Source organism: Mucilaginibacter angelicae, assembly GCF_042434235.1.
GTDB lineage: Bacteria > Bacteroidota > Bacteroidia > Sphingobacteriales > Sphingobacteriaceae > Mucilaginibacter > Mucilaginibacter angelicae.
The window spans coordinates 1-21,480 of the sequence record NZ_JBHLTS010000060.1 but is presented as its reverse complement, the minus strand read 5'-3'; the positions used below and the strand labels follow the sequence as shown (position 1 = coordinate 21,480).

24 protein-coding genes are annotated in these 21,480 nt (G+C 42.5%); 16 read left to right on the top strand and 8 right to left on the bottom strand.

Annotation, left to right across the window (positions count from 1 at the left end):
* Positions 1-101: 101 nt before the first annotated feature.
* Positions 102-395 (top strand): DUF3892 domain-containing protein, encoded by a 294-nt coding sequence (locus tag ACFFGT_RS19990; RefSeq protein ID WP_377024282.1) that lies wholly within the window; start codon positions 102-104, stop codon positions 393-395.
* 8 nt (positions 396-403) lie between these two features.
* Here the strand turns inward: ACFFGT_RS19990 and ACFFGT_RS19985 are convergent, their stop codons facing one another.
* A complete protein-coding gene (locus tag ACFFGT_RS19985; RefSeq protein ID WP_377024281.1) occupies positions 404-871 on the bottom strand; it encodes a CYTH domain-containing protein in 468 nt (155 codons plus the stop codon).
* A gap of 85 nt (positions 872-956) precedes the next feature.
* Here ACFFGT_RS19985 and ACFFGT_RS19980 point away from each other — a divergent pair, with 85 nt between their 5' ends.
* The 6 genes from ACFFGT_RS19980 (at position 957) to ACFFGT_RS19955 (ending at position 7,986) form a co-directional block, all read left to right on the top strand.
* A complete protein-coding gene (locus ACFFGT_RS19980) occupies positions 957-1,922 on the top strand; it encodes a hypothetical protein (RefSeq protein WP_377024280.1) in 966 nt (321 codons plus the stop codon).
* Between the two features lie 65 nt (positions 1,923-1,987).
* Positions 1,988-2,950, top strand: coding sequence for a hypothetical protein (locus tag ACFFGT_RS19975; protein ID WP_377024279.1), 963 nt, complete (start codon positions 1,988-1,990; stop codon positions 2,948-2,950).
* A 158-nt stretch (positions 2,951-3,108) separates the two neighbouring features.
* On the top strand, positions 3,109-5,832 hold the full coding sequence (locus tag ACFFGT_RS19970) for a carboxypeptidase regulatory-like domain-containing protein (protein ID WP_377024278.1): 2,724 nt from the start codon (positions 3,109-3,111) through the stop codon (positions 5,830-5,832).
* A gap of 162 nt (positions 5,833-5,994) precedes the next feature.
* The gene (locus ACFFGT_RS19965; protein WP_377024277.1) at positions 5,995-6,399 is read left to right on the top strand and encodes a DUF1761 domain-containing protein; all 405 of its coding nucleotides are present in this window, start codon (positions 5,995-5,997) and stop codon (positions 6,397-6,399) included.
* Positions 6,400-6,608: 209 nt separating this feature from the next.
* Positions 6,609-7,472, top strand: coding sequence for an aldo/keto reductase (locus ACFFGT_RS19960; protein ID WP_377024276.1), 864 nt, complete (start codon positions 6,609-6,611; stop codon positions 7,470-7,472).
* 115 nt (positions 7,473-7,587) lie between these two features.
* Positions 7,588-7,986, top strand: a complete 399-nt coding sequence (locus ACFFGT_RS19955; protein ID WP_377024275.1) for a hypothetical protein — start codon at positions 7,588-7,590, stop codon at positions 7,984-7,986.
* 198 nt (positions 7,987-8,184) lie between these two features.
* On the opposite strand, the gene ACFFGT_RS19950 is transcribed toward ACFFGT_RS19955, so the two are convergent.
* On the bottom strand, positions 8,185-8,475 hold the full coding sequence (locus tag ACFFGT_RS19950; protein ID WP_377024274.1) for a YciI family protein: 291 nt from the start codon (positions 8,473-8,475) through the stop codon (positions 8,185-8,187).
* Between the two features lie 177 nt (positions 8,476-8,652).
* Between ACFFGT_RS19950 and ACFFGT_RS19945 the strand changes: the two genes are divergently transcribed.
* A complete protein-coding gene (locus ACFFGT_RS19945) occupies positions 8,653-9,819 on the top strand; it encodes a galactokinase (RefSeq protein WP_377024273.1) in 1,167 nt (388 codons plus the stop codon).
* A gap of 101 nt (positions 9,820-9,920) precedes the next feature.
* Positions 9,921-10,454 carry an RNA methyltransferase gene (locus ACFFGT_RS19940; RefSeq protein ID WP_377024272.1) on the top strand — a complete coding sequence of 178 codons (534 nt, stop codon included), beginning with the start codon at positions 9,921-9,923 and terminating at the stop codon, positions 10,452-10,454.
* A gap of 121 nt (positions 10,455-10,575) precedes the next feature.
* On the opposite strand, the gene ACFFGT_RS19935 is transcribed toward ACFFGT_RS19940, so the two are convergent.
* Entirely contained in the window at positions 10,576-11,253 is a 678-nt protein-coding gene (locus ACFFGT_RS19935; RefSeq protein WP_377024271.1) for a GNAT family N-acetyltransferase, read from the bottom strand.
* Positions 11,254-11,374: 121 nt separating this feature from the next.
* Here ACFFGT_RS19935 and ACFFGT_RS19930 point away from each other — a divergent pair, with 121 nt between their 5' ends.
* Positions 11,375-12,034 carry a YdeI/OmpD-associated family protein gene (locus ACFFGT_RS19930; protein ID WP_377024270.1) on the top strand — a complete coding sequence of 220 codons (660 nt, stop codon included), beginning with the start codon at positions 11,375-11,377 and terminating at the stop codon, positions 12,032-12,034.
* Between the two features lie 77 nt (positions 12,035-12,111).
* On the opposite strand, the gene ACFFGT_RS19925 is transcribed toward ACFFGT_RS19930, so the two are convergent.
* From ACFFGT_RS19925 to ACFFGT_RS19915, 3 genes are all read right to left on the bottom strand, one after another.
* Positions 12,112-12,327, bottom strand: coding sequence for a hypothetical protein (locus tag ACFFGT_RS19925; protein WP_377024269.1), 216 nt, complete (start codon positions 12,325-12,327; stop codon positions 12,112-12,114).
* 139 nt (positions 12,328-12,466) lie between these two features.
* Positions 12,467-13,018 (bottom strand): GNAT family N-acetyltransferase, encoded by a 552-nt coding sequence (locus tag ACFFGT_RS19920; RefSeq protein ID WP_377024268.1) that lies wholly within the window; start codon positions 13,016-13,018, stop codon positions 12,467-12,469.
* 22 nt (positions 13,019-13,040) lie between these two features.
* Positions 13,041-14,192, bottom strand: a complete 1,152-nt coding sequence (locus tag ACFFGT_RS19915) for a M28 family metallopeptidase (RefSeq protein ID WP_377024267.1) — start codon at positions 14,190-14,192, stop codon at positions 13,041-13,043.
* A 140-nt stretch (positions 14,193-14,332) separates the two neighbouring features.
* Here ACFFGT_RS19915 and ACFFGT_RS19910 point away from each other — a divergent pair, with 140 nt between their 5' ends.
* The gene (locus tag ACFFGT_RS19910; protein ID WP_377024266.1) at positions 14,333-15,256 is read left to right on the top strand and encodes a hypothetical protein; all 924 of its coding nucleotides are present in this window, start codon (positions 14,333-14,335) and stop codon (positions 15,254-15,256) included.
* Here ACFFGT_RS19910 and ACFFGT_RS19905 read toward each other — a convergent pair.
* Positions 15,249-16,193, bottom strand: coding sequence for a hydroxypyruvate isomerase family protein (locus ACFFGT_RS19905; RefSeq protein ID WP_377024265.1), 945 nt, complete (start codon positions 16,191-16,193; stop codon positions 15,249-15,251). The two genes, ACFFGT_RS19910 and ACFFGT_RS19905, sit on opposite strands and share 8 nt — an antisense overlap.
* Before the next feature lie 358 nt (positions 16,194-16,551).
* On the opposite strand from ACFFGT_RS19905, the gene ACFFGT_RS19900 reads away from it, so the two are divergent.
* The 3 genes from ACFFGT_RS19900 (at position 16,552) to ACFFGT_RS19890 (ending at position 17,583) form a co-directional block, all read left to right on the top strand.
* Positions 16,552-16,743, top strand: a complete 192-nt coding sequence (locus ACFFGT_RS19900) for a hypothetical protein (protein ID WP_121229697.1) — start codon at positions 16,552-16,554, stop codon at positions 16,741-16,743.
* Positions 16,744-16,854: 111 nt separating this feature from the next.
* Entirely contained in the window at positions 16,855-17,340 is a 486-nt protein-coding gene (locus ACFFGT_RS19895) for a hypothetical protein (RefSeq protein WP_377024264.1), read from the top strand.
* A gap of 45 nt (positions 17,341-17,385) precedes the next feature.
* Positions 17,386-17,583, top strand: a complete 198-nt coding sequence (locus ACFFGT_RS19890) for a hypothetical protein (RefSeq protein WP_377024263.1) — start codon at positions 17,386-17,388, stop codon at positions 17,581-17,583.
* A gap of 414 nt (positions 17,584-17,997) precedes the next feature.
* Here the strand turns inward: ACFFGT_RS19890 and ACFFGT_RS19885 are convergent, their stop codons facing one another.
* On the bottom strand, positions 17,998-18,327 hold the full coding sequence (locus ACFFGT_RS19885; protein ID WP_121229701.1) for a YbjQ family protein: 330 nt from the start codon (positions 18,325-18,327) through the stop codon (positions 17,998-18,000).
* A 465-nt stretch (positions 18,328-18,792) separates the two neighbouring features.
* On the opposite strand from ACFFGT_RS19885, the gene ACFFGT_RS19880 reads away from it, so the two are divergent.
* Both ACFFGT_RS19880 and ACFFGT_RS19875 read left to right on the top strand, forming a co-directional pair.
* Positions 18,793-19,329: a D-glycero-alpha-D-manno-heptose-1,7-bisphosphate 7-phosphatase gene (locus tag ACFFGT_RS19880; RefSeq protein ID WP_377024262.1), complete on the top strand. Its 537-nt coding sequence runs from the start codon at positions 18,793-18,795 to the stop codon at positions 19,327-19,329.
* Positions 19,330-19,523: 194 nt separating this feature from the next.
* Positions 19,524-21,044 (top strand): hypothetical protein, encoded by a 1,521-nt coding sequence (locus ACFFGT_RS19875; protein ID WP_377024261.1) that lies wholly within the window; start codon positions 19,524-19,526, stop codon positions 21,042-21,044.
* Positions 21,045-21,480 lie beyond the last annotated feature (436 nt).

Genomic DNA, 21,480 nt, shown 5'->3' with positions numbered 1-21,480 from the left:
AGGTAATTTTACGTAGTGAAAATTGGGTGATTATACCTATTTCGGGGTATTGCTTTTTGCCATATTTTTATCGCACCTGAACATTTAATGTAAATAATACAATGGCAGTACGTATAGTATGTATAAAAACCGACACCAAACCACATGACAATCCTTATGTGGCTATAGACGCGCTTGAATGGATCAACGAACGGATCAATGTAAAAGGCCTTACCGATAGATCGAAACTTTACGACTGGATCAAGAACGAAGATGGTGAAGCTTACATCATAGATAGCAAGGGAAATAAAACCAGCCTGATCCCTGCCGTTTGCCCCAAGGGCAATAAGTATGTTAAAACAGTATATGACGAATCGGAACCTGATTACCTGCTGGGCTTACCGGAATGTGCCTGAAAGCCCTGCTACCAGCTTTTAAACGGATTGACGCTTAAAAAGGAATTGTAATATCGCTTATCGCTGGTTACCTCGGTTGTTACCCAGGGTGGTAAATCAAATTCTTCATCCTCGCTGTCGAGCTCGATCTCGGCCATCAGCAGCCCCTGGTTATCGCCCAAAAACTCATCAACTTCCCAGAGTTTACCGGCATAGGTGATACAGTAGCGGTATTTTTCCAATTCGGAGGCTGCGAAGTTATCGAGCAGCTGAATACCATCAGTTGTGGGGATAGTATATTCAAACTCGCTGCGGCTAAAACCTGCCGTACTTCCTTTTATAGTGATATACGCTTCGGTATCAGTAACCCGCACCCTGATGGTTTTCTTTTCATCGCTAAAAATATACCCCTGTCTGAAATGCATGGCATCAGGCTTTGCCACTTGCCGCCATTTTTCGTGATCTACCAAAAACTTACGTTCTATTTCTACTCCCATCAGATTGGTTTTAGCCTGCAATTTTAGCATTATTTAACATTTGAGCGTTTATAATTATCATATATTTATAGTATACTATACCTATATGATACTCACCAAACCTATCACAAACCTAACCGGCATTATATTGATCTTGTTTTGTTTCGGCTGCAAACAACGTAATATTGTTAAACACAGCGGCGAAAAAGACCTGATTTCCTTCAAACCCGTTTTCGGCATCAGCTATACCGAAATTGCCCGGCGTTCGCAGGATGGGCTTTCCTTTAACAATTTCGGCTATCAGATGGAACCACAATGGAAAATGAAATTCGTTTCAAACGACTCAACCAGTATTTACAGCCCTACAAAAAAGCAGTTTATTAACTTTCCGCTCAGCCGTGGTTACGATTCTATTTTTAATACGGCACGCACCTGGCTCAAAGTTAAAACAATGACCAGGGACAGTATGATCATTGAGTTGCTCAAAGCATATGGCGACTCGGTTGATACCCGCGGCGCCAAAGTTTACATGATTTTTTATGCTAATAATTATATTAAAAACGTACTTCATGGCGATATAAGTAAATGCAAAAGTCCAAGCCGAAAAGACTCCGTTTACATACAATGGTTAGCCGATGCCGCAAATAAAAACGTTGACAAGGCCTTTGCCGCCCGGCAACCTGTGGAGCTTAAAAGTAAAAGCGCATTGGTTACCATTAGCAAACGCCATACAGAGCCAACCATGCTCAACAATTTCGACACATCTGACGATTACATGGGACCCGAATTTGATATTACCGTCGATAAAGCCTACACCAATTTTTACTATTCCTTTTCGATATTTGTTGACCCAACCGGCCAAATGCATTACGGAAGACCACTTACCGTATTTTTAGAAGAAAACCGTAAAGCTACTTACATCCACCTGTCAAAAGCTGTAATGGATAGCTATCTCAAATACTATCTTCATTTAATCCCCGGCAAAACGCTTGGCATAACACATACAAGTGAAATAGCAGTCCATGTTACCGGCAAACCGCGGGAGTACAGGTTAACAAAAAACTTACAATGATGTACTATAGCGCTATTTCCCTGTTTTTTTAACCGTTTATTGAATTATCTATATCTTTAGCGGCAATGCTATTCATCAATCTTAAAACAATAAAATCGGCAGCATTCGGGCTGTTCATCATATTATCTGCCTGCATTTCAAGCTGCGGCAATAGCCAGTCAGGTAAAAAGAAAAGGGAGCTTATTTCTTTTAAACCCTACAATGGCATCAATTACTCTGAAGTATCAAGACGCCAGCGAAATGGCCTCTCATTCAATGAATATGGTTATCAGCTGGAACCCCAGTGGAAGCTAAAATTTGTGTCGGACGATTCCATAAGTATTTTCAGTCCCACTAAAAATGCGTTTATCAATTTTCCGCTTACGCGCGGATACGATTCTATATTTAACGCCGCCCGCTCATGGTTAAAGGTCAGGAAGATCAACAAAGACAGTATCACCATGGAGATCCTGATCCAGCAAGGCGACTCGCTGGATGTTAAAGGTACTAAGGTTTTTATGCGTTTTTATGCCGATAACTACATTAAAAATGTTTTACATACTGATACTTCGATATTAAGGCACCCCAGCAGTAAGGACACTTCATTTATCCGTTCCTTATCGGCAAAGGCTAATGCCGATTATACCAAAGCATTCGCCGCAAGGCAGCCGGCCATCATAACCAGTAAAAGTCCGCTGGTTACGGTATCGCGCCGAACCACCAAACCCGATATTCTCAATAACTTTGATAACTCTGACGATTACCTTGACCCTACCTATGATATCGTGATCAAAAACGCCTTTAAAGATTTCTATTATTCCTTTACCATGTATATTGACGACAAGGGTAATTTATACTACGGTATCCCCCTTGTTGGATTTAACGGAGATGAAGAAAGAGAGGCCGACTATATTCACACATCCAAAGCTGTAATAGAAAGTTACTTTAAGTTTTACCTCAACGTAAAACCGGGTACCACCCTGGGCATGATCCATTCAAGTACGGTTTCGGTACATGTTGAGGGCAAGGCTAAAACTGCAGCTAAGTAACAATTGTGCTATTTTGTATAAGCGTATAGCTTTTAGCGTTTAATTTTCGCCGACCGGCCAAAAAGGCATTTGTAAAAAAGTGTTAAATAAACGGCTGCTAAAAATGCAATACGGCTAAATGTTTATATTAGCCCCTGTTACTCCTTTAATTTATATTGATGATCATACGTCGATTTTTACTCCTATTATGCCTGTTAACTGCCTTTGGTGCATCTGTTTTTGCCCAGCAGGATAGCATCCCCCTAACTACCATAATTGAAAAAACCAGCAAGTTTAACAGCAGCTATCCAATTGAGAAAGTTTACCTGCATACAGATAAACCTTACTATGCTGTTGGCGATACCATTTGGTTTAAGGCTTATGTAACTATTGAAAAGCACCAGCCATCGGCACTAAGCCGCATTGTATATGTCGACCTGATCAACAACCGGGATTCGGTAGTTGAAAGTCAGCGTATTGCGGTTACCAATGGTTTTGCAAGCGGCAATATTGTGCTCAACGGCGATACCTATAAGCAAGGGGCTTACCGCCTGCGCAGTTATACCAACTGGATGCGCAATTTTGACCCTGACTATTTTTATGACCATACTTTTAATGTTGGCAACGCCATTGATAACCAGGTGCGCACCAATATCACCTATAAAAGCTCAAGCAAAAAAACAGGCGTAAAGGTTGATGCTACCATCCTTTACAAAGGCCCGGACAGCTCCCCTTATGCAAATAAAAAGGTAAGCTGGCAGCTCATGAAAAACGGCGACCCTGTAAGCAAGGGCCGGGGCACTACCGATGATAAAGGCGTATTGCAGGTTGACCTGCCCGAAACCCAGGCCGATGTAATTACCGGTGGCATCCTGGTTACTGCTATTGATGTTGGCGACCGTAAAACCATCAGCAGCAGCTTTTCCATGCGCACGGCCGTTAAGGGTTATGATGTGCAATTTTTTCCGGAAGGGGGCCAGTTAACCAACGGGGTACGTACCAAAGTTGCCTTTAAGGCCATCGCCTCAAGCGGAATGGGTGTTGATATTAAAGGAAGTATTATTGACGACAAAGGCGCCGAAATTGCCCAGATCAGCAGTGCACATTTAGGTATGGGCGTATTTGCCATCTCTCCCGATATTGAACGATCATACAAAGCAAACATCACTTTTCCCGATGGATCACAGGCTTCTTACAACCTGCCGCGTGTGCAATCAATGGGGATAAATATTGCGGTTTATAACAATGACCCGGCTAACCTTACCGTAAAAATATCGGCCAACGATTTGTTTTTTCAGCGTAAGCAAAACAAAAGCTTTTACCTGGTAGCACAAAGCGGCGGTGTTATTTATTATGCTGCGCAAACCATTTTGCAAAGCACAGTTTATTCGGCCAATATTCCTAAAACAAAATTCCCTACAGGTATTGTGCAGGTAACCCTGTTTTCATCGGGCGGGTATGCCTTATGTGAGCGTATAGTGTTTATTCAGCATAACGACCAGATGAACCTGGCCCTTAAAACGGATAAGCCATCATATACCACAAGAGGTAACGTTAAGATCACGCTATCCGCAAAAAACAATATAACCCCGGTTGAAGGCAGCTTTTCGGTAGCTGTTGTTGATGATGGCACCGTGCCATCAAATGAAGATGCTGAATCAACCATATTAAGCAATATGCTGCTTACTTCAGATTTGAAAGGTTATATCGAAAAACCAAATTATTATTTCAACAAGCCTGATGATGACAAGCTGGCCAACCTGGATATTTTAATGCTTACCCAGGGTTACCGTCGTTTTGATTACGAAGATATACTGGCTGATAAAAACCCACCTATTTACCTGCTGCCTGAACAGGGCATTGACGTAATGGGAACATTAAGGACCAATACTGGCTTACCGGTGGCTAAGGGTAGTCTGCGCCTGCTGATCCCTGATAAAAACTTTTCTGCCGAAACGATCACCGACATGTCGGGCAATTTTAAATTCTCGAACGTGAATGTACCGGATACTTCAAAAATTACCCTGAGCGCCCGTAACAATCCCAACGGACGTAACCTGGTAATATCGGTTAACGGCGAGGCTTATCAAAAATTGAGCAAAAACAATAACATCCCCGATGAGATCCTGAATATCGACAGCACTTTCCGTCCTTATTTGCAAAACAGCTATAAGCAATATCAAAGCTCACGTACTATTAAAGAAGTTGTTGTAAAGGCGACTAAGATTGTAAAAAAAGCAAGCCATGCCGATTATGGCACTTTTGCAGGCTTACCTATGCAGGCAGATCATGAAATATCGGCTCAACAATTACAGGGTTGCCCTTTGCTGTTAAACTGTTTACAAACCATGGCAATGGGCCTTACTTATATTGATAACAACTTTTATATAACCCGCGATTACAATTCCGGCAGCAAAACTCCGGTACAGGTATATGTAGGCAGTTTACCTGTTGATGCCAACTTTTTGTCAAGCATTCAATCAAGCGAAGTTGAATCGGTAGAGATCTTCTTGAACGATGGTGTAAGCGGCATTAACCGTAATACCCAAACCAAAGGCGTACTGGTGATTAACAAAAAGGTTGTCAAAAAACAAAAGATAACGCTTGCTCAGCTACAGGAACTTATCCCTAAACAAAACGTGATCACTTTTGCGGTGCAGGGCTATACCAAAGCCAAAGATTTTTACTCGCCCAAATACGATGTGTCCAAAGCCGGCACACTTGGCGGCGACCTGCGCAATACCATTTACTGGAAACCCAACGTAATTACCGATAAAGCAACCGGCACTGCTACTATCAGCTTCTTTAACAGCGACCAGCGGGGCTCATACCGCGCTATAATTGAAGGGATTGACGCCGAAGGTAACATAGGCCGCAGCGTGATACATTACAACGTAAAATAGTATAACACAAAGCTTTACTGATACTTTCAAAAGCCCTGATTGCCGAAAGCAGTCAGGGCTTTTGTTTGTCCTTATTTTTAAAAAGCTTTAAGCTTTGTGCATTCCGCTTTTAGCTTTTATTAATTATATTAGTATCACCAATTCAATTTAAACATTATCATCATGAATTTTCAACTCATCAATTGGCTGGCCGTTGTGGTTGCAGCGTTATCTGCGTTTTTAGTTGGCGGTATCTGGTACTCACCTGCCTTGTTTGCTAACGCCTGGATGGCAGATAATAAACTGAGCAGTGCCGAGCTTCAGGCATCAAACAAAGGCCGGGCTTTTGGCTTTACGGCTTTCTTTTCTATTATTATGGCCGTAAATCTGGCTATATTCTTAGCTTCTCCAACTACTACTGCTATTTTAGGAACAGCATGGGGTTTCCTTGCTGGCATCTGGACATTTTGTGCTATTGCCATTCATAGTTTGTTCGAGCTTAAAAGCTGGCGGTTGATATTTATAAATGGCGGCTACAGCGTGGTATCGTTAACCCTGATGGGATTGATACTGGGGGCATGGCGATAATTTAAGTATACTTTATTAAAGCTTTTTCTCGCAAAGACGCGAAGACGCAAAGTTTTTTCTTAGCGCCTTTGCGCGCTTATATGCTATATGTTAGTGATTATTTGCGCACAAAGAAGGTTTCTCAAAATGACATTTGTGTTATAGATTCCATGAACAATAGCGATGTTTTTTAGTTGAACTTTACAGTAATCAACACAAAATACATTACCATGGCCAGCACAACAAGTTCATTTGAAAAAACGTTCACCATTGGTGGCGACATTACCATTAATCGTTTAGGTTACGGTGCAATGCGTATTACCGGCAGCGGTATCTGGGGCCCGCCGAAAGACAAGGAAGAAAGCATCCGCGTGTTAAAACGCGCTGTTGAACTGGGTGTTAATTTCATTGATACGGCCGACAGCTACGGGCCAAATGTATCGGAAGAATTAATTGCCGAAGCCCTGCACCCATACCCGGCCGACCTGCTGATAGGCACCAAGGGCGGTTTGTTACGTACCGGTCCCAACGAGTGGCCTGTAGATTCTTCGCCTGCGCATTTGAAGGAAGCCCTTGAAGGCAGCCTGAAACGCCTCCAGGTTGAACGCATAGACCTTTACCAATTGCACCGCATCGATCCTAAAGTACCTGCCGAAAAGTCATTTGAGTTTTTACAAAAAGCACAGCAGGAAGGTAAGATCAGGCATATAGGATTATCTGAAGTAAGCGTTGAGAACATCAAGCTTGCCCAACAATACTTTGAAGTTGTTTCAGTTCAAAATATGTACAGCGTTGATAACCGCAAATGGGAAGCCGAACTGGAGTATACCCGTGATCATAACATCGCCTTTATTCCATGGTTTCCGCTTGGTGGCGGCAATGTACAGGGCGAAGCTATCTTAAGTCGCATTGCTGCCAAACATGATGCTACCATTCACCAGGTGGCATTAAGCTGGCTGCTGCACCATTCGCCAAACATCCTGCTCATTCCGGGTACATCAAGTGTTAAGCACCTGGAAGAAAATATGAAAACTGCCGATATTCAATTATCAGAGGATGATATGGATGTATTGGAGAGTTTGTCTGAAGTGTAAATAAAAGTTTGAAAGCTTAAAAATTAAAAGGATGTCATTAATTTGGCATCCTTTTAATTTTAATAACAGATTGAAAAACTGAATATCAACAGATTTCATGAACCATTAATACCGAATGAAAAGTAAGGAAGAAATATTAAACAGCTACAATACTACCGGCTCCGATGGCCTGCCCGAAATATCGGCCGAAGACCTGCTCAACGCCATGGAAGCCTACAAACAACAATGGGCTGAAGCAGCTTTTAACGCAGGGCGAAAACAGCACAACGGTACTTATGAATTTGAAACTTTTAATGATTTTGTAAAAAGTACCGAAGCTACGGGAAAGGTGCCGGATGATTTCGGCATTATGATAGCTGCCGTAGCTGATAACGTAGTAGCCAACTTTTTGCCCGACGACAGCTCGGTAAATGAGTTTGATTTTAATTTTACGATGCAGGGTAAGGGCTACACTGCTTTTTATGCTAAAGATGCTGAGGGATACTGGAAGATGAGCAGGTGGATTGAGCAGTAGGCAGTTTTGAGTTTGCAGTTTGCAATGAAAGCTTATTTTTCATCCTTTAATACTCACTATCCAGACTTATGAAGTTTTTGAAACTTCGTAAGTCTTCAACTGCTTTTATTATTCCTGCTTCAGCATCCGCCGGACTTTAGAGCCTGGCATTGCCCCCTCTTTCCACTGCAAACTGCCCACTAATAACTGCAAACTGACTTAAACGTCTGCCACTTTAAACGGCTTTACATCAACGCTTTCCCATACTTTTTGGGTAATGTAAGGATCATTTTGTTTCCAGGCTTCCATCTCTTCATCGGTTTCAAACTGCACTATCATTGTTGAGCCTATCATTTTGCCTTCATCGTTCAGCATGGCTCCTCCTACTACAAAATTGCCGCTGGCCTTTAATGCTTTGGCGCCATCCAAATGATGAGGGCGGGCACCTAAGCGGCGCTGCAATGCTTCTGCATCGGTATAATCATAGGCGGTAACGAGGTATTGTTTCATGGATATCTATTTAATTGGTATTTAAATAACATGCTCATCGGCTTCTGTTTGCATGCGTTTTCAAGTCCGAATATCTGCAAAACTATCTCATTAAAATAAATTAAAAATTAAATTAAATTTATAACTGTAAACTTGACAATTTTTACAATATTTGTTTTCCGAAAACTAACCTGAATAATGAAGAATAATTTGCACCAGGAATTTATTAAGATCTTTAACAAAGAAGCAGACAACGCGTACTTTTCGCCCGGCCGTGTAAACCTTATTGGCGAGCATATTGATTATAACGGCGGCTTGGTTATGCCATGCGCCATTACTTTTGGTACTTATTTACTAACTTCCCCTAACGAGGATGGCATTTTTCGCTTCCGGAGTTTAAATTTTTCTGAGCAAAAAGATATTCCGCTGCAGCTTCATTATGAAAAAACCGGCGAAAACTGGTTTAACTTCCCTATTGGCGTAATTGACCGCTTTATTAAAGATGGCCACGCTTTGAAAGGCCTGGATATGTTATTTTATGGCGATATCCCAATCGGTTCGGGTTTATCATCATCTGCGTCCATTGAGGTGGTTACTTCCTATGCCCTTAATGACCTGTTTAACAGCGGTTACAGTAAGCTCGACCTGGTTAAACTGTCAAAAGATGTAGAAAACAACTTTATCGGCGTTAACTGCGGCATTATGGATCAGTTTGCTGTTGCCTTCGGCGAAAAGAATAAAGCCCTGATGCTCAATTGCGATACACTGGATTACCAGGCAGTTGACAGTAACCTTGGCGAATACGTACTGGCCATTATCAATACCAATAAGCCCCGCAAACTGGCCGAGTCAAAATATAACGAACGTGTACAGGAATGCCAGGCAGCGCTAATAGCCCTGCAGCAGCAACTGGACATCAAATACCTGTGCGAAATAGACAGTGCCACTTTTGAGCAATACAAACACCTGATCACCGATCCGGTTGTACTAAAACGCGCCAAACACGTTATTGAAGAGAACGACCGTGTAAAACTGGCCGCAACAGCCCTTGCCGCTAACAATCTGGCCGAATTTGGCAGGCTGATGTATGCCTCGCATGATTCGCTGCGCGATTTGTACGAAGTAAGCGGTGTTGAACTGGATACTGTTGCCGAATACAGCAAAACCAATCCTGATGTTGCCGGTGCCCGTATGACGGGGGCAGGTTTTGGCGGTTGCGCCATTGCCCTGGTAAAAGGTGATGCTTTTGATGCTTTCAGCAAAGAAGTAACCGAATATTATACGCAAAAAATTGGCTACGCCCCATCTGTTTACAGCTCGCTCATTGGCGATGGTGTAGGCGAACTGGCATCAGTACTTAACTAACGGCTTTTTTTAATATTTTTGCGCCCTTATAATGGTTCATTAATTCGTTGAGGTAATCCCCCCAGTGAACTAATGAACCATTTAACTAATGAACTATAGGGATGCGCAAATTAAAATTGGATGAGCTGAACCGGGCTACGGTTGATGAATTTAAAGCACAGGATAAATTACCGGTAGCCGTAGTGTTGGATAACGTGCGAAGCATGCACAATATCGGCTCCATCTTCCGTACATCGGATGGGTTTGCAGTCGAGCAGGTCTGTCTTTGTGGTATCACCGCCCAGCCCCCCCACCGCGAAATTGAAAAAACCGCCCTCGGCGCAACCCAATCCATTAACTGGACTTATTACGAAACCCCATTACAGGCCGTTGAACAACTACGAAAAGATGGGTACAAGATCATAGCTATTGAACAGGCTGAAAACAGCACCATGCTCCACGAGTTTAAACCCGCCGAAGATGGCAAATATGCCCTCATTTTTGGCAACGAGGTAAACGGTGTAAGTGATGAGGTAATGCAGGTTATTGACGGTTGTATCGAGATCCCACAGTTTGGAACCAAGCATTCGTTCAATATCGTAGTATCGGCAGGGATAGTGCTTTGGGACTTTTTTGCTAAGATGGCGATTGGGTAGGAACGTTCTTTTCTCCATGTCATTGCGAGCGCAGCGTGGCAATCGCTTGCTATACAGGGCGAATATGCTTCCGTGCGATTGCCACGCTGCGCTCGCAATGACATGTTTTTTAATATTACATTTACTTCCTCAACACATAAAACGACATTTCCTTTCTCGTTACAAAACCAAGCTTTTCATATACCTTGATAGCCCTTTCATTTTCAGCTTTTACATGCAGAAAAGGTATTTCGGAAGCTGCCTTAATCCGCTTAACCTGGTTCATCAATAACTTACCCGCATAACCGCGCCCCAGGTAATCGGGATGGGTACAAACGGCACTGATCTCTGCATAAGGCGCAGGGTTTAAACGCTGGCCAGCCATGGCTACTAATTGATCTCCATCAAAAATACCACGGTAATGGCCAAATTGAATAGTTTGCTCTGCAAATGGGCCGGGGTTGGTCAGTTTGGTAAGGTCAAGCATCTGGGGTACATGCTGCTCCGTAAGCGGCACCAGGCCCTCGTCCGAAACATCAGCAGGCACTTCACCCTCAAAAACCATTTGCAGGCACTTCAGGTACTGTAATATCTTCCATTGTTCGGGTATCACAATATCATGAGGCGCTATAAATATAAAATAGCTTTCAAAGGGAATAGTATTGTAAAGCAGGTTAAAATTTTCGGCCGATATTTCCGCAGTGGCAACAAAAGGTGAAACTTCTTTCGGGAAATATTTAGTTATATCATTACCGCCCGCAAACGCTTTATTACCGGTAATAAGCGCGTTCCAGGCCGGGTTATCAAGTACGTGTTCCATTAGGTTATTGGGATGTTATTATCGGCAAAGCTATTAAAAATACTATGCCGCGGGGATTGGGCTTGTCATTCAATTTTAATTTAATGCTTACATTAGCTTTATCCATTATCAAAAGTTTACAATGAACGCCCTTGCCAAAAAACTGCTGATCAAGCCAAATTCGCGCTGGCTGCTGCAAAATGCCCCTGCAAATTTTTTAGAAAGCCTTAACCCGCTGCCTGACGGCGCCGAAGTGATTTTTAATACGGTTGGTGAATTTAATGGGATCCAACTGTTTGTAACCAACAGCACCGGGCTGGCATCAGAACTTAAAGTGATCACCCCGCTGCTTAAACCTGATACCGTTTTCTGGATCATCTATCCCAAAAAAAGTTCGGGCATTCAAACCGATCTGGAGATGATGAGCAGTTGGGACGTCCCCGCCCAATATGGCCTCCGCCCGGTAGCATCGGCAGCTGTTAACGAAGTATGGACGGCTTTACGTTTCCGGCCCATTGAAGCCGTAAAAGTTTCTGAAGGGCGTAATGAGGCTGTACGTAACAATGAGCACAGCGCCTATATTGATGTTGATAACAAAATAGTTACCCTGCCCGATTATATAAAGGAAGCATTGGAACAGCACCCGGGAGTACTTAACTATTTTCAGTCACTGGCCTACAGCCATAAAAAAGAATATGTGCTCTGGATCCTCACCGCCAAACAGGAAAAAACCCGGCATGACCGCTTAATTAAAATGGTAGAAATGCTGCAGAGCAAAAAGAAAAACCCTTCGGATAAATAGAGAATTTCAAAACAATTACAAAACAAAAGCGCCCTGCATTTTCAACAAATTCAGGGCGCTTTTATGTTCAACTTTATTTACCAGCCTGAGCCTTTTTTAGCATTACCATTTTTGATATGCTCTTCGGCAGTAGCTTTACCCATAATGGCAGCCATCTTGTTACCTTCACTGTCACTTCCTGTTGCAATGTATCTGCCCGATTTTATGTCGATAACGGGATTGATCATTGGTACATTTTTAGTTTTTGTTTTCACTGAATAAGCGGTAATACCACTTGCTTTTTCTGTTGCCATGATAAGTTCTTTTGTTTTTTAATGTTAACCCCATTTAAACTGAATTGTTTTCAGCACAGGTATAATTGGTTTCTATGCGTAAACATGCATCATTTTTTTTTAATTAAAAATAGCTGGCATGAATAATTTGTTAACAGATTTAAGTTTGTGTTAATAACGAATAAACTAAGGTATCCTCAAAACGGCCGTTATGCAAGTGATCTTCCTTAAAATAAGCCTCCTGCACAAATTTATTTTTGAGCAATAATTTAATTGAAGCGAAATTATTCGGACTTACATAGGCTCCTATTGAATGCAGCTTGATTATATTAAAACCATAGTCAATAGCTGCTGTTATAGCCTCCTGCATAATTCCCTGCCCCTGGTATGCAGGGTTTAAAAGATACCCTATCTCAGCACGGTGGCTGTCTTTCGCTATCCGCCAAAAACCTATACTGCCGATATATTTATCATTGTTTTTCAGGCAGATACACCAGGTAATGCCATCATTTTTAATGAGCAGGTCTTCTATTACATCTATCAGCGCAACGGCGTCATCAATGGTTTTATTGATTGGCCTGTGGATATACTGCATCACTGTTTCGTTCGATCGCATTTCAAACAAACCGGCAGCGTCATCATAGGTAAAACGCCGCAATATGAGGCGTTCGGTTGTTAAAACGGGGAAGGGGTTGAAGTTTGGGGTAAGCATAAATGAACATGTTGATAACCGGCTACCGCGCACCGGCAAGTCTACCGTTAAATTTAACTATGAGGTTAAAAAGACTGGAATATTTATTGAGCGGCAGCGTGGCGCTGATGTCAAAAACATCATGATAAGCCTTTATTCCACCCAAAGTATAAATAAAAAATGCAGGGACACCCTGTTCGGTAAAAAAGTAATGATCGCTGTTGGCAGCTTTACCACGCGGGGCCACTTTCACAAAGTAATTATTTTCCTTGCTGATTTGCTGCATCATGGCAAACTCTTTGGGATAAACGGTAGCATTTACAACGGTTATCCCTTCAATGCCCGTCCCGTTAAGATCAAGATTGATCAGGAAGCGGATATTTTTGAGCGGGATAAGCGGATTTTGTGTAAAATACTTAGAGCCCAGCAAACCCGCTTCCTCACCCGAAAAACAAATAAAAGCCACGCTGAAAGGCAATGGATGTTTAGCATAATAACGGGCAAGCCCCATCAATTCGGAAATCCCGCTGGCATTATCATTGGCGCCGGGAAAATAGGTTTCATTACCCATGCCGCCCAGGTGATCGTAATGCGCAGTGATCATAATAATGGAATCGGGTTTGGACGTTCCTTTTACAATACCGCAGATATTAGCTGTTTTAAAATCGGGTACCAATTTATTTTCGATAGCTACACTAAGTGTTCCAGGAACATCTTTTATGGCTTTTTTATCAACCTGGATCACGGTATAATCCAAAACCTGCCCTTCGGCCGACCAGGTAAGCTTATCTTCCAGTGATAAAATGATCCTGCTTTGCTGATCGATAAAATGGGTGCTGTCTTTTTTAATCAATTGCCCTGTACCGGTTACCCCACGGCTATCCGGCGAAACAATAAAATCCCTACCAGGCCTTAATTGCACACCATTTACAGCCACCTCCATTTTACCGGGGAACGTATTAACCGGGTAACTGAACTCCTGCAAAAAGTTTTTGCCATCCATGGGCTTTACACCGTATGATTTTAGCCGGGTGCTTAAAAACGCAGCAGCTTTATGTACACCTTCATTAGTATACCCACGCCCCCAAAAATAAGGCGAGGTAAGCGTATCAACCATTTTACGGGCAAAAAGCGTATCCTGGGCTAAAAGCGCATTTGAAATAAAAAGAAATGGGAGGATAAGTTTAAGTTTCATCGATTAAAAATAAGTATTTAGTTTACTTTTTATTGATTGTGTAAATTGCTGGTGAAATTGACCTCACGCAAAGTCGCAAAGATTTATCTACCCGGCGACTTTGCGTCTTAGCACCTTTCCAGGCAATTTATAAACTATTAATGACCGATATCACGCGCATTAACTATTACAATATCCTGGCCATGCTTTTATCAGCGGCCCTGGCCTTATTCATTCCGTTTGAGCTGGTACTGCTTTCCTATGCTATACTTGGCCCCTTGCATTATCTTACCGAAATTTCCTGGCTAAATACCAGGCAATTTTTTACCCTTAAAAAGTATGATTACCTGTTGATTGCCGGGGTGGTTATTGTTTCGGTAGTATTTAAGCTACCTATAGCCAATTTAGTGTATTACACCTTCGGCCTGTCGTTCATATTGCTGGTGATCAATAAAACCTTATACAGGATCTTAGCCTTTTTACTGCTGATTGCGATGGGCTACTTTTTGCTTACGCATAACATCCTGCGTACCATTTTTGGGTTGTATATCCCCACGCTTATCCATGTTTATATCTTCACCGGGGCCTTTTTGCTGCTGGGTGCATTGAGGGCTAAAGGAATTTCTGGCTATCTTACTTTCATTACTTTTTTAGTTTGTCCGCTGCTCTTGTCAGTATTATTTACCAACATAAAAAGTTCACCAACGCAGTGGGCCATCAACGGATACGGATCCTTTGCGCATATCAACACTACTACCCTGCGTAATCAGAGCATCAACGTATATACCAACACTGCCAGCATCATTTTAACACGGGTAATAGCCTTTGCCTACACCTATCACTATATCAACTGGTTCAGCAAAACAAAGGTCATCAACTGGCATCGGGTCACTAAAGTTAATGCCTTTATGATTGTACTCGTTTGGATAGCATCCGTAGCTTTATATTTTTACAATTACCGTTTGGGGATCAAATGGCTGTTTATTTTAAGTCTTGCTCATGTAATACTGGAGTTTCCGCTCAATCATCGGAGCTTTATTAATATTGGTAAGCAACTTCGTCAAAGGCTATCTGTAACTAAATAAAACTATCTGCCTCACGATAAGCTTTAATCAGCGCAAGCTCACCTTCTTTAGCTGCCCCTGCTGTGCCATGCTCCATACCCATTACGCCTTTATACCCTTTGTTGTAAATGTGCTTGAATATATTTTTATAATTAACCTCGCCTGTACCGGGCTCTTTTCTGCCGGGGTTATCCCCTATCTGGTAATAGCCTATCTCATTATAAACCAAATCAAGCGTTGGGATAATGTTTCCCTGGTTACGCTGTACATGGTACATATCATACAATATCTTGCATGAGGGGCTTCCTACAGCCTTGCAAATGGCATAAGCCTGGTCGGGCGTACGCAGGAAAAGGTCGGGATTATCGCTTAGCGGCTCAAGCACCATGATAATACCGTGCGGCTCCAGTATGGCAGTCCCCTTCTTAATGGCTTCAATAACATTACCCGTCTGCACACCAATGGGGAGTTTGCGCGCAAAATCGCCGGGCACAACGGTAACCAGCTTGCTGCCTATACGTTTGGCTACCTCAACCGCCTCCTTGCACGAAGCGATGAACTTTTCAACCTGTTCGGCATTGCCTGTTGCCAGCATGTTACTGTCATTACCTAAACCCGGTTGTACAAAAACGCCCATAGCCATGCCCAGCTTAGCGAGCGTATCACCTATCTTTTTTTGCTGTTCAACTGGCCGGCTGCTCATCCCGTTATCCTCAATGGCCCGGAAACCTTTATCGTAAGCAAATTTTATCTGGTCAATAAAATCATCGCCTGCACTATTTTTAAACATGCCGTCATGAATGCCATAATTGAGGTTAAAAGGTTTATCGCCGGTTATTGCGGCGGCTTCGCCCGCAGGTTCGGTATACCCGGTAATGGTGGCGGCTTTTAAAACACCTGTAGTAAATAACGAAGCCCCGGCCAGCACCGAGCTTTGAACAAAGTTTCTGCGTTTCATGAGGGTTGTTGATTGGTTTGCGGGCTAAATATAACATCTATGCCCCATTTTAAAAGATGGCTGCGATTCTTTTATCGTGATTTTTTAAACCATTCATGACAACCCGACGACGGAGATTGCTTGAAAATCCGGCTATTTTTCTTATCTTTGTGTATAAACGGCAAAATTTTAAAGCTATTCCAGCTTACAGCGCCCAGCTATTTGATGCTGATCTGTTTTATTCCCCGCTGATACCGTTGCTGCCCGGAACTTAACTTAAAGATCATTTTTACGCTCACTGAAACAGGTATTTATTACCCGGCCCGGCCATTTTACTGCTATACGGAATAGCTATTATTTAACTTAATTGATCTTAATTATGGCTAAATCGCAAGCAACATTCATGAAAAAACAACTGGAAAAAAATCGCCAGAAAAAAAAGGAAGATAAAGAACAACGCAAACAGGAACGCAAACAAAATTCAGGCGGCAGCGACCTCGACAGTATGCTGGCCTACGTAAATGAATTCGGCGAAATTGTATCAACCCCGCCCGAAAAGAAACAGGCATAGCCGGGTTCAAAGGATATTTAATCGGAGTATTGTAAATATTTAGTGGTTGTTGCCCGAGTGATTGAACCTTTTACTATTTTAAGTGTCATAACAAAAAAATCAACCACAGTTATGAAATTTCAATTAGGCTTTGTTTCCTTTATCGCAATGACGGTTGCCTCTTGCTCGGGCAACCACACAACAAATGATGCCGATACGGTTATTAAAAAGGAAGACACGGCCATGGCCAATGCCCCGGACGCACCGGCAGTAAACATGGAGTATTGCTTTTATGCTACCGAAGGCACGGCCAGCCAGGATACTACAAAAGTAAACCTGCATATTAACGGCAACAAAGTTACCGGCGATATGGACTGGCTGCCTAAAGAAAAAGATGCCCGCAAAGGCTCGCTAATGGGCAATTTGAACGGCAATATTATCAAGGCACTATGGACATACGGGCAGGAAGGCAGTACAGATACGCTGAGTGTTGAATTTCAGCTAAGGGGTAACCAGCTTGCCCAAAAGCCTTATAAGTACAATGCAAAAACCGGCAAACAGCAAACCAATAGTACTGCCGATTATACGGTAGTTTATAGCATGAAAAATTGCCATTAATTTAAACGCTATTTATAAATTAGCCAAAAATATAAAAGGCCAAAAATGGAAAAGCGCGAAACCAGTATACTATACCTTGTATTAGGTTTATATACTTTAATGATAAGCTGGTACTATAACCACAGCGTAATTTTACTTATTATCCATTACATATTTTGGCCGGTTTATCTCATATATGAATTGCTGATAGGCCACCTGGCTCACGGCATGTGGAAAACCATCCCGCTTTCATACTTCAAATAAGGCAAAAGCAGTACCATTTAAGTAGAAAAACAGAAAACCACCATGAAAATATATCAGGGTGGTTTTCTGTTTTATGTTGATTTATCAGCTCCCCTGCCGGTTGTGTTTTCAAAAATTGCCGGCTATCCAGCGTCAATTCCGTAATCAGGCAGCGTTAAATTACGCGGCCTAATTGGGTATATATGCGCTTACAATAGCGTAATGGCACTATTTTAATTTCTTGTTGTGGGGTATAATTTTGGATTGTGCTTTAACAGCAGGTTAATCCAGCAACCTTGATTGCCTAACAGGCTGATGTAAACAATTACGAAGCCCTGCGGCAAATACTTCCGCATTAATGATTAATATCATTCATCTGCCTAAAACCTTTCACAAGCAAAACAGGGAGCAAAATATTTGCTCCCTGTTTTATTTTTATACTTTTTCAACCACAACCGCGGTACCATAAGCAAGTACCTCGGTAATACCCTGCATTACCTCGTTGGCATCATAACGCATGTTAATGATGGCATTGGCGCCAATAGCCTGTGCATGCTGGATCAGAAGCTGGTAAGCCTCTTCGCGTGCATTTTCGCACAGCTCAACATAAATTGAAAGCCTGCCGCCAAACAGCGATTGAAAACCGCCCGCGATGTTACCCAACGCGCTCCGGCTCCTAACCGTAATGCCGCGTACAACGCCTAAATGCCTGGTAACCTTGTAGCCATCTAAGGCTGTGCTGGTAGTAATAAGTGATGTATCCATTTTAGTTTAAGTTTGTTGGCGGGGGATGTACCCTGCCTGTTTTTAATTTAGATGCAGTACAGTTAACGATATTACGCAATTATGTGTTTTTATTTTTTGAGATTAGTGATTGGAGGTTAGTGCCTTGAGATTAGTTGCTTCCCCCGTTTCATTTGTTTGAACCTGAATTTATTGAATTAAAGAATTGGCAGAATGAAAAGAAACGAATTAAAACAATTCGATAAATTCCCCTAATTCGTTTAATTGCGGTTCAGAAAAAATCCGAAATCGAACATCTCAAATCCGAAATCAATAATGGCGTTGCCTGCGGCCGGGCTATCCGCTCATACTGCACAGGCATTAGGCTCACGGCGGGTATCCGCTTCTATCCCTAACGCAAATACGGTTTCAATTAAAATAATAATCATTTATTTACATTATTTCCTATATCCATGAACCACAGCTATTAACTATGAACCATCAACCATGAACTCCTCAAAAATCACTACCTTTGCCGAAAATTTAAAATCGATGCCTGATAAAATTAAAGCTGTTTTTTTTGACCGTGATGGTGTTTTGAACCACGAAATGGGCGACTATATACGTCGTTTTGAGGATTTCCAGGTGCTTGACAATTTTGATGCCCTTAAAACCCTGCAGGATCGTGGTTATATGCTGCTTGTTGCTACCAACCAGGGCGGCATTGCCAAGGGCTGGTATACAGAAGAGGAGCTCGGTAAAATGCACGCGCATTTAAAACAGCGTTACCAGGAACATGGTGTTGAAATTACCGACTTTTTTTACTGCCCGCACCACCCCAACTTTACCGGCGACTGCGATTGCCGCAAACCAAAACCGGGACTGTTACTGCAGGGCATAGCCAAATACAACATTGATCCGTCAAAATCATACTTCATAGGCGACCGTGAACGCGATGTTGAAGCAGGTACCGCTGCAGGTGTAAAAGGCATCCTGATTGATAGCGATCAGCCGATCAGCACTGTGCTGGATCAAATAGTTTAATGATACCTAAAGCACTTAATAATAACGTCATTGCGAGGTACGAAGCAATCCCAAACTATACAGAGAGACTTGCGTGGCCGCTCATCTAATCGGGGATTGCTTCGTACCTCGCAATGACGCTCGTTTTATGTTTTATCAATAAAAGCTAAAACATTTTCTTCTCTCCCGCTTTTTACCAATATTTATATTATCCTATGCAAAAAAGCCGCTACTTAAAAAACCTTGATGCTGTTATAGCCTCCCTTATCGGCTGGTTTATATTGAGCTTGTTTTTCAGGTATAGCGGCGTAGGCATCTCGCCGGATAGCATTATGTATACCAGTGCGGCCAGGAGTTTCAGAGCCCATGGCACCCTGTTAACCTTTAACCATGTGCCTATTGTCGATTTCCCGGTTTTTTATCCTATTTACCTGGGTATCATATCGGTAATCACACAAATAGACCCAGTTAAGTTTGGGGCGGTAATGAACGGGATCATGTTCGCCATGCTCATCTTCACCAGCGGCTGGATCATGGAACGTTTTGTGCCTTCATCAAGGATTTATAAATGGCTTATACTCGCGGCCATTATCCTGAGCCCGCCGTTGCTGCAGGTTTACTCCTATTTATGGTCGGAGACTTTGTTTATTCTTGAGATCCTGTTTTTCATAGTAGCCTTCCGCGAATATCTTTTAAAACATACCCTCAAAGCGCTTATAGTAGCTGCTGTTATAGCCGCAGTAAGCTGTATTACCCGTTATGCTGCTGTAACCATTGTAGGCACCGGCGGTTTGCTTTTGCTGCTGGACAGGATTTTGCCTTTAAAAAAGAAGATAATTCATATCATTGTTTACGGGCTCATTTGCATCTCCTTATTGGTGAGCAATTTGGTTTACAATGCCTTTATGTCGGGAACAACTACCGGTCCGCGGGAGCCTTCTATTACTCCTTTCAGTCAAAACCTGTACTACTTTGGCACTGTTATTTGCGATTGGATGGGCCTAACCCCCAACCAGTACTGGTTGGCAATACCATTGGCTATCATCATATTTGCAGGCTTTATAGGCGCTTTAGCATTTAATTACTACAGGCGCAGGCTGGATAGTTTTGAGAATTTGGCCATTACCTTCGCGCTGGTTTACGGAGCGTTTATTGTTATCTCGTCAACCTTTTCAAGGTATGAGCGCATCAATCACCGCTTGCTATCGCCATTGTACATTACCGCTTTATGGGGGTATACAAGCTGGGCATTACTCCTGCTTAAAAAGTTAAGCAATATCACTACCCGGCGCATTGCCGGCACTGTAATGATTGTGCTGATGCTTGGCTTTATCACCAGCGAATTTTTGATTGACAAAGCCCGCTATGCCGACCAGGTAGCCGATGAATTCGGCAACCCCGGTTATACTGATGAAAGCTGGATCGACTCGGAATTTGCGGCCTATCTCAAAGGCACAGACCATAGCCTGTTTAAGCCCGGCATCAAGATCTATACCGATGCACATGAAGCGGTTTACTTTTTCTCCGGCATGTCGTCATACCTGGTGCCACACCGTTTTTTCACTAAGGATATTGATAAGTTTTATAAGGCAAAGCATTATTACCTTATCTGGTTTAATGTTTTAGAAAATCCGGAGCTTATCAACCTGAAGGATATTCAAAAAGTTAAGAATCTTAAAAAGATCAAGGATTTTGGCGAAGAAGGTGCGATTTATGAGTATGTGTCTGAACCGTGATTTATTAGATTTTAGGATTGTCAGGAACTGAGTAAGCGCTGCTGTTGCCTGCCGCAGTTGTTATTGTAGATATATGCTTTTGGGGCCTGTGCGAGGGCCGCGTTAGGGATTGAAGCGGAAAGCCCACAGCGCAGGTGGGATTAAGCGTTGGAAAAGCGAGGACTTGCAGCGTAAAGCCCGGGCCGCAGGCAACGCCCACATTTATAAAATTTCAAATAGGCTTAATAATCAACCATTTAAATTACACCATTCTAAAGAAGCGATCCCCGATTGACTGGCTCGCCCTTTATAGTTCGCGATTGCTTCGTTCCTCGCAATTGTAAAGGTTAGATAATTCGGAGACAAAATAGCCTAACTTAAAGCTATGCGAATCAACACAAATGATCTAACCTTAAAACGGAATTATTTGCAAACGTATCGTTTGCTGATAAAGGAT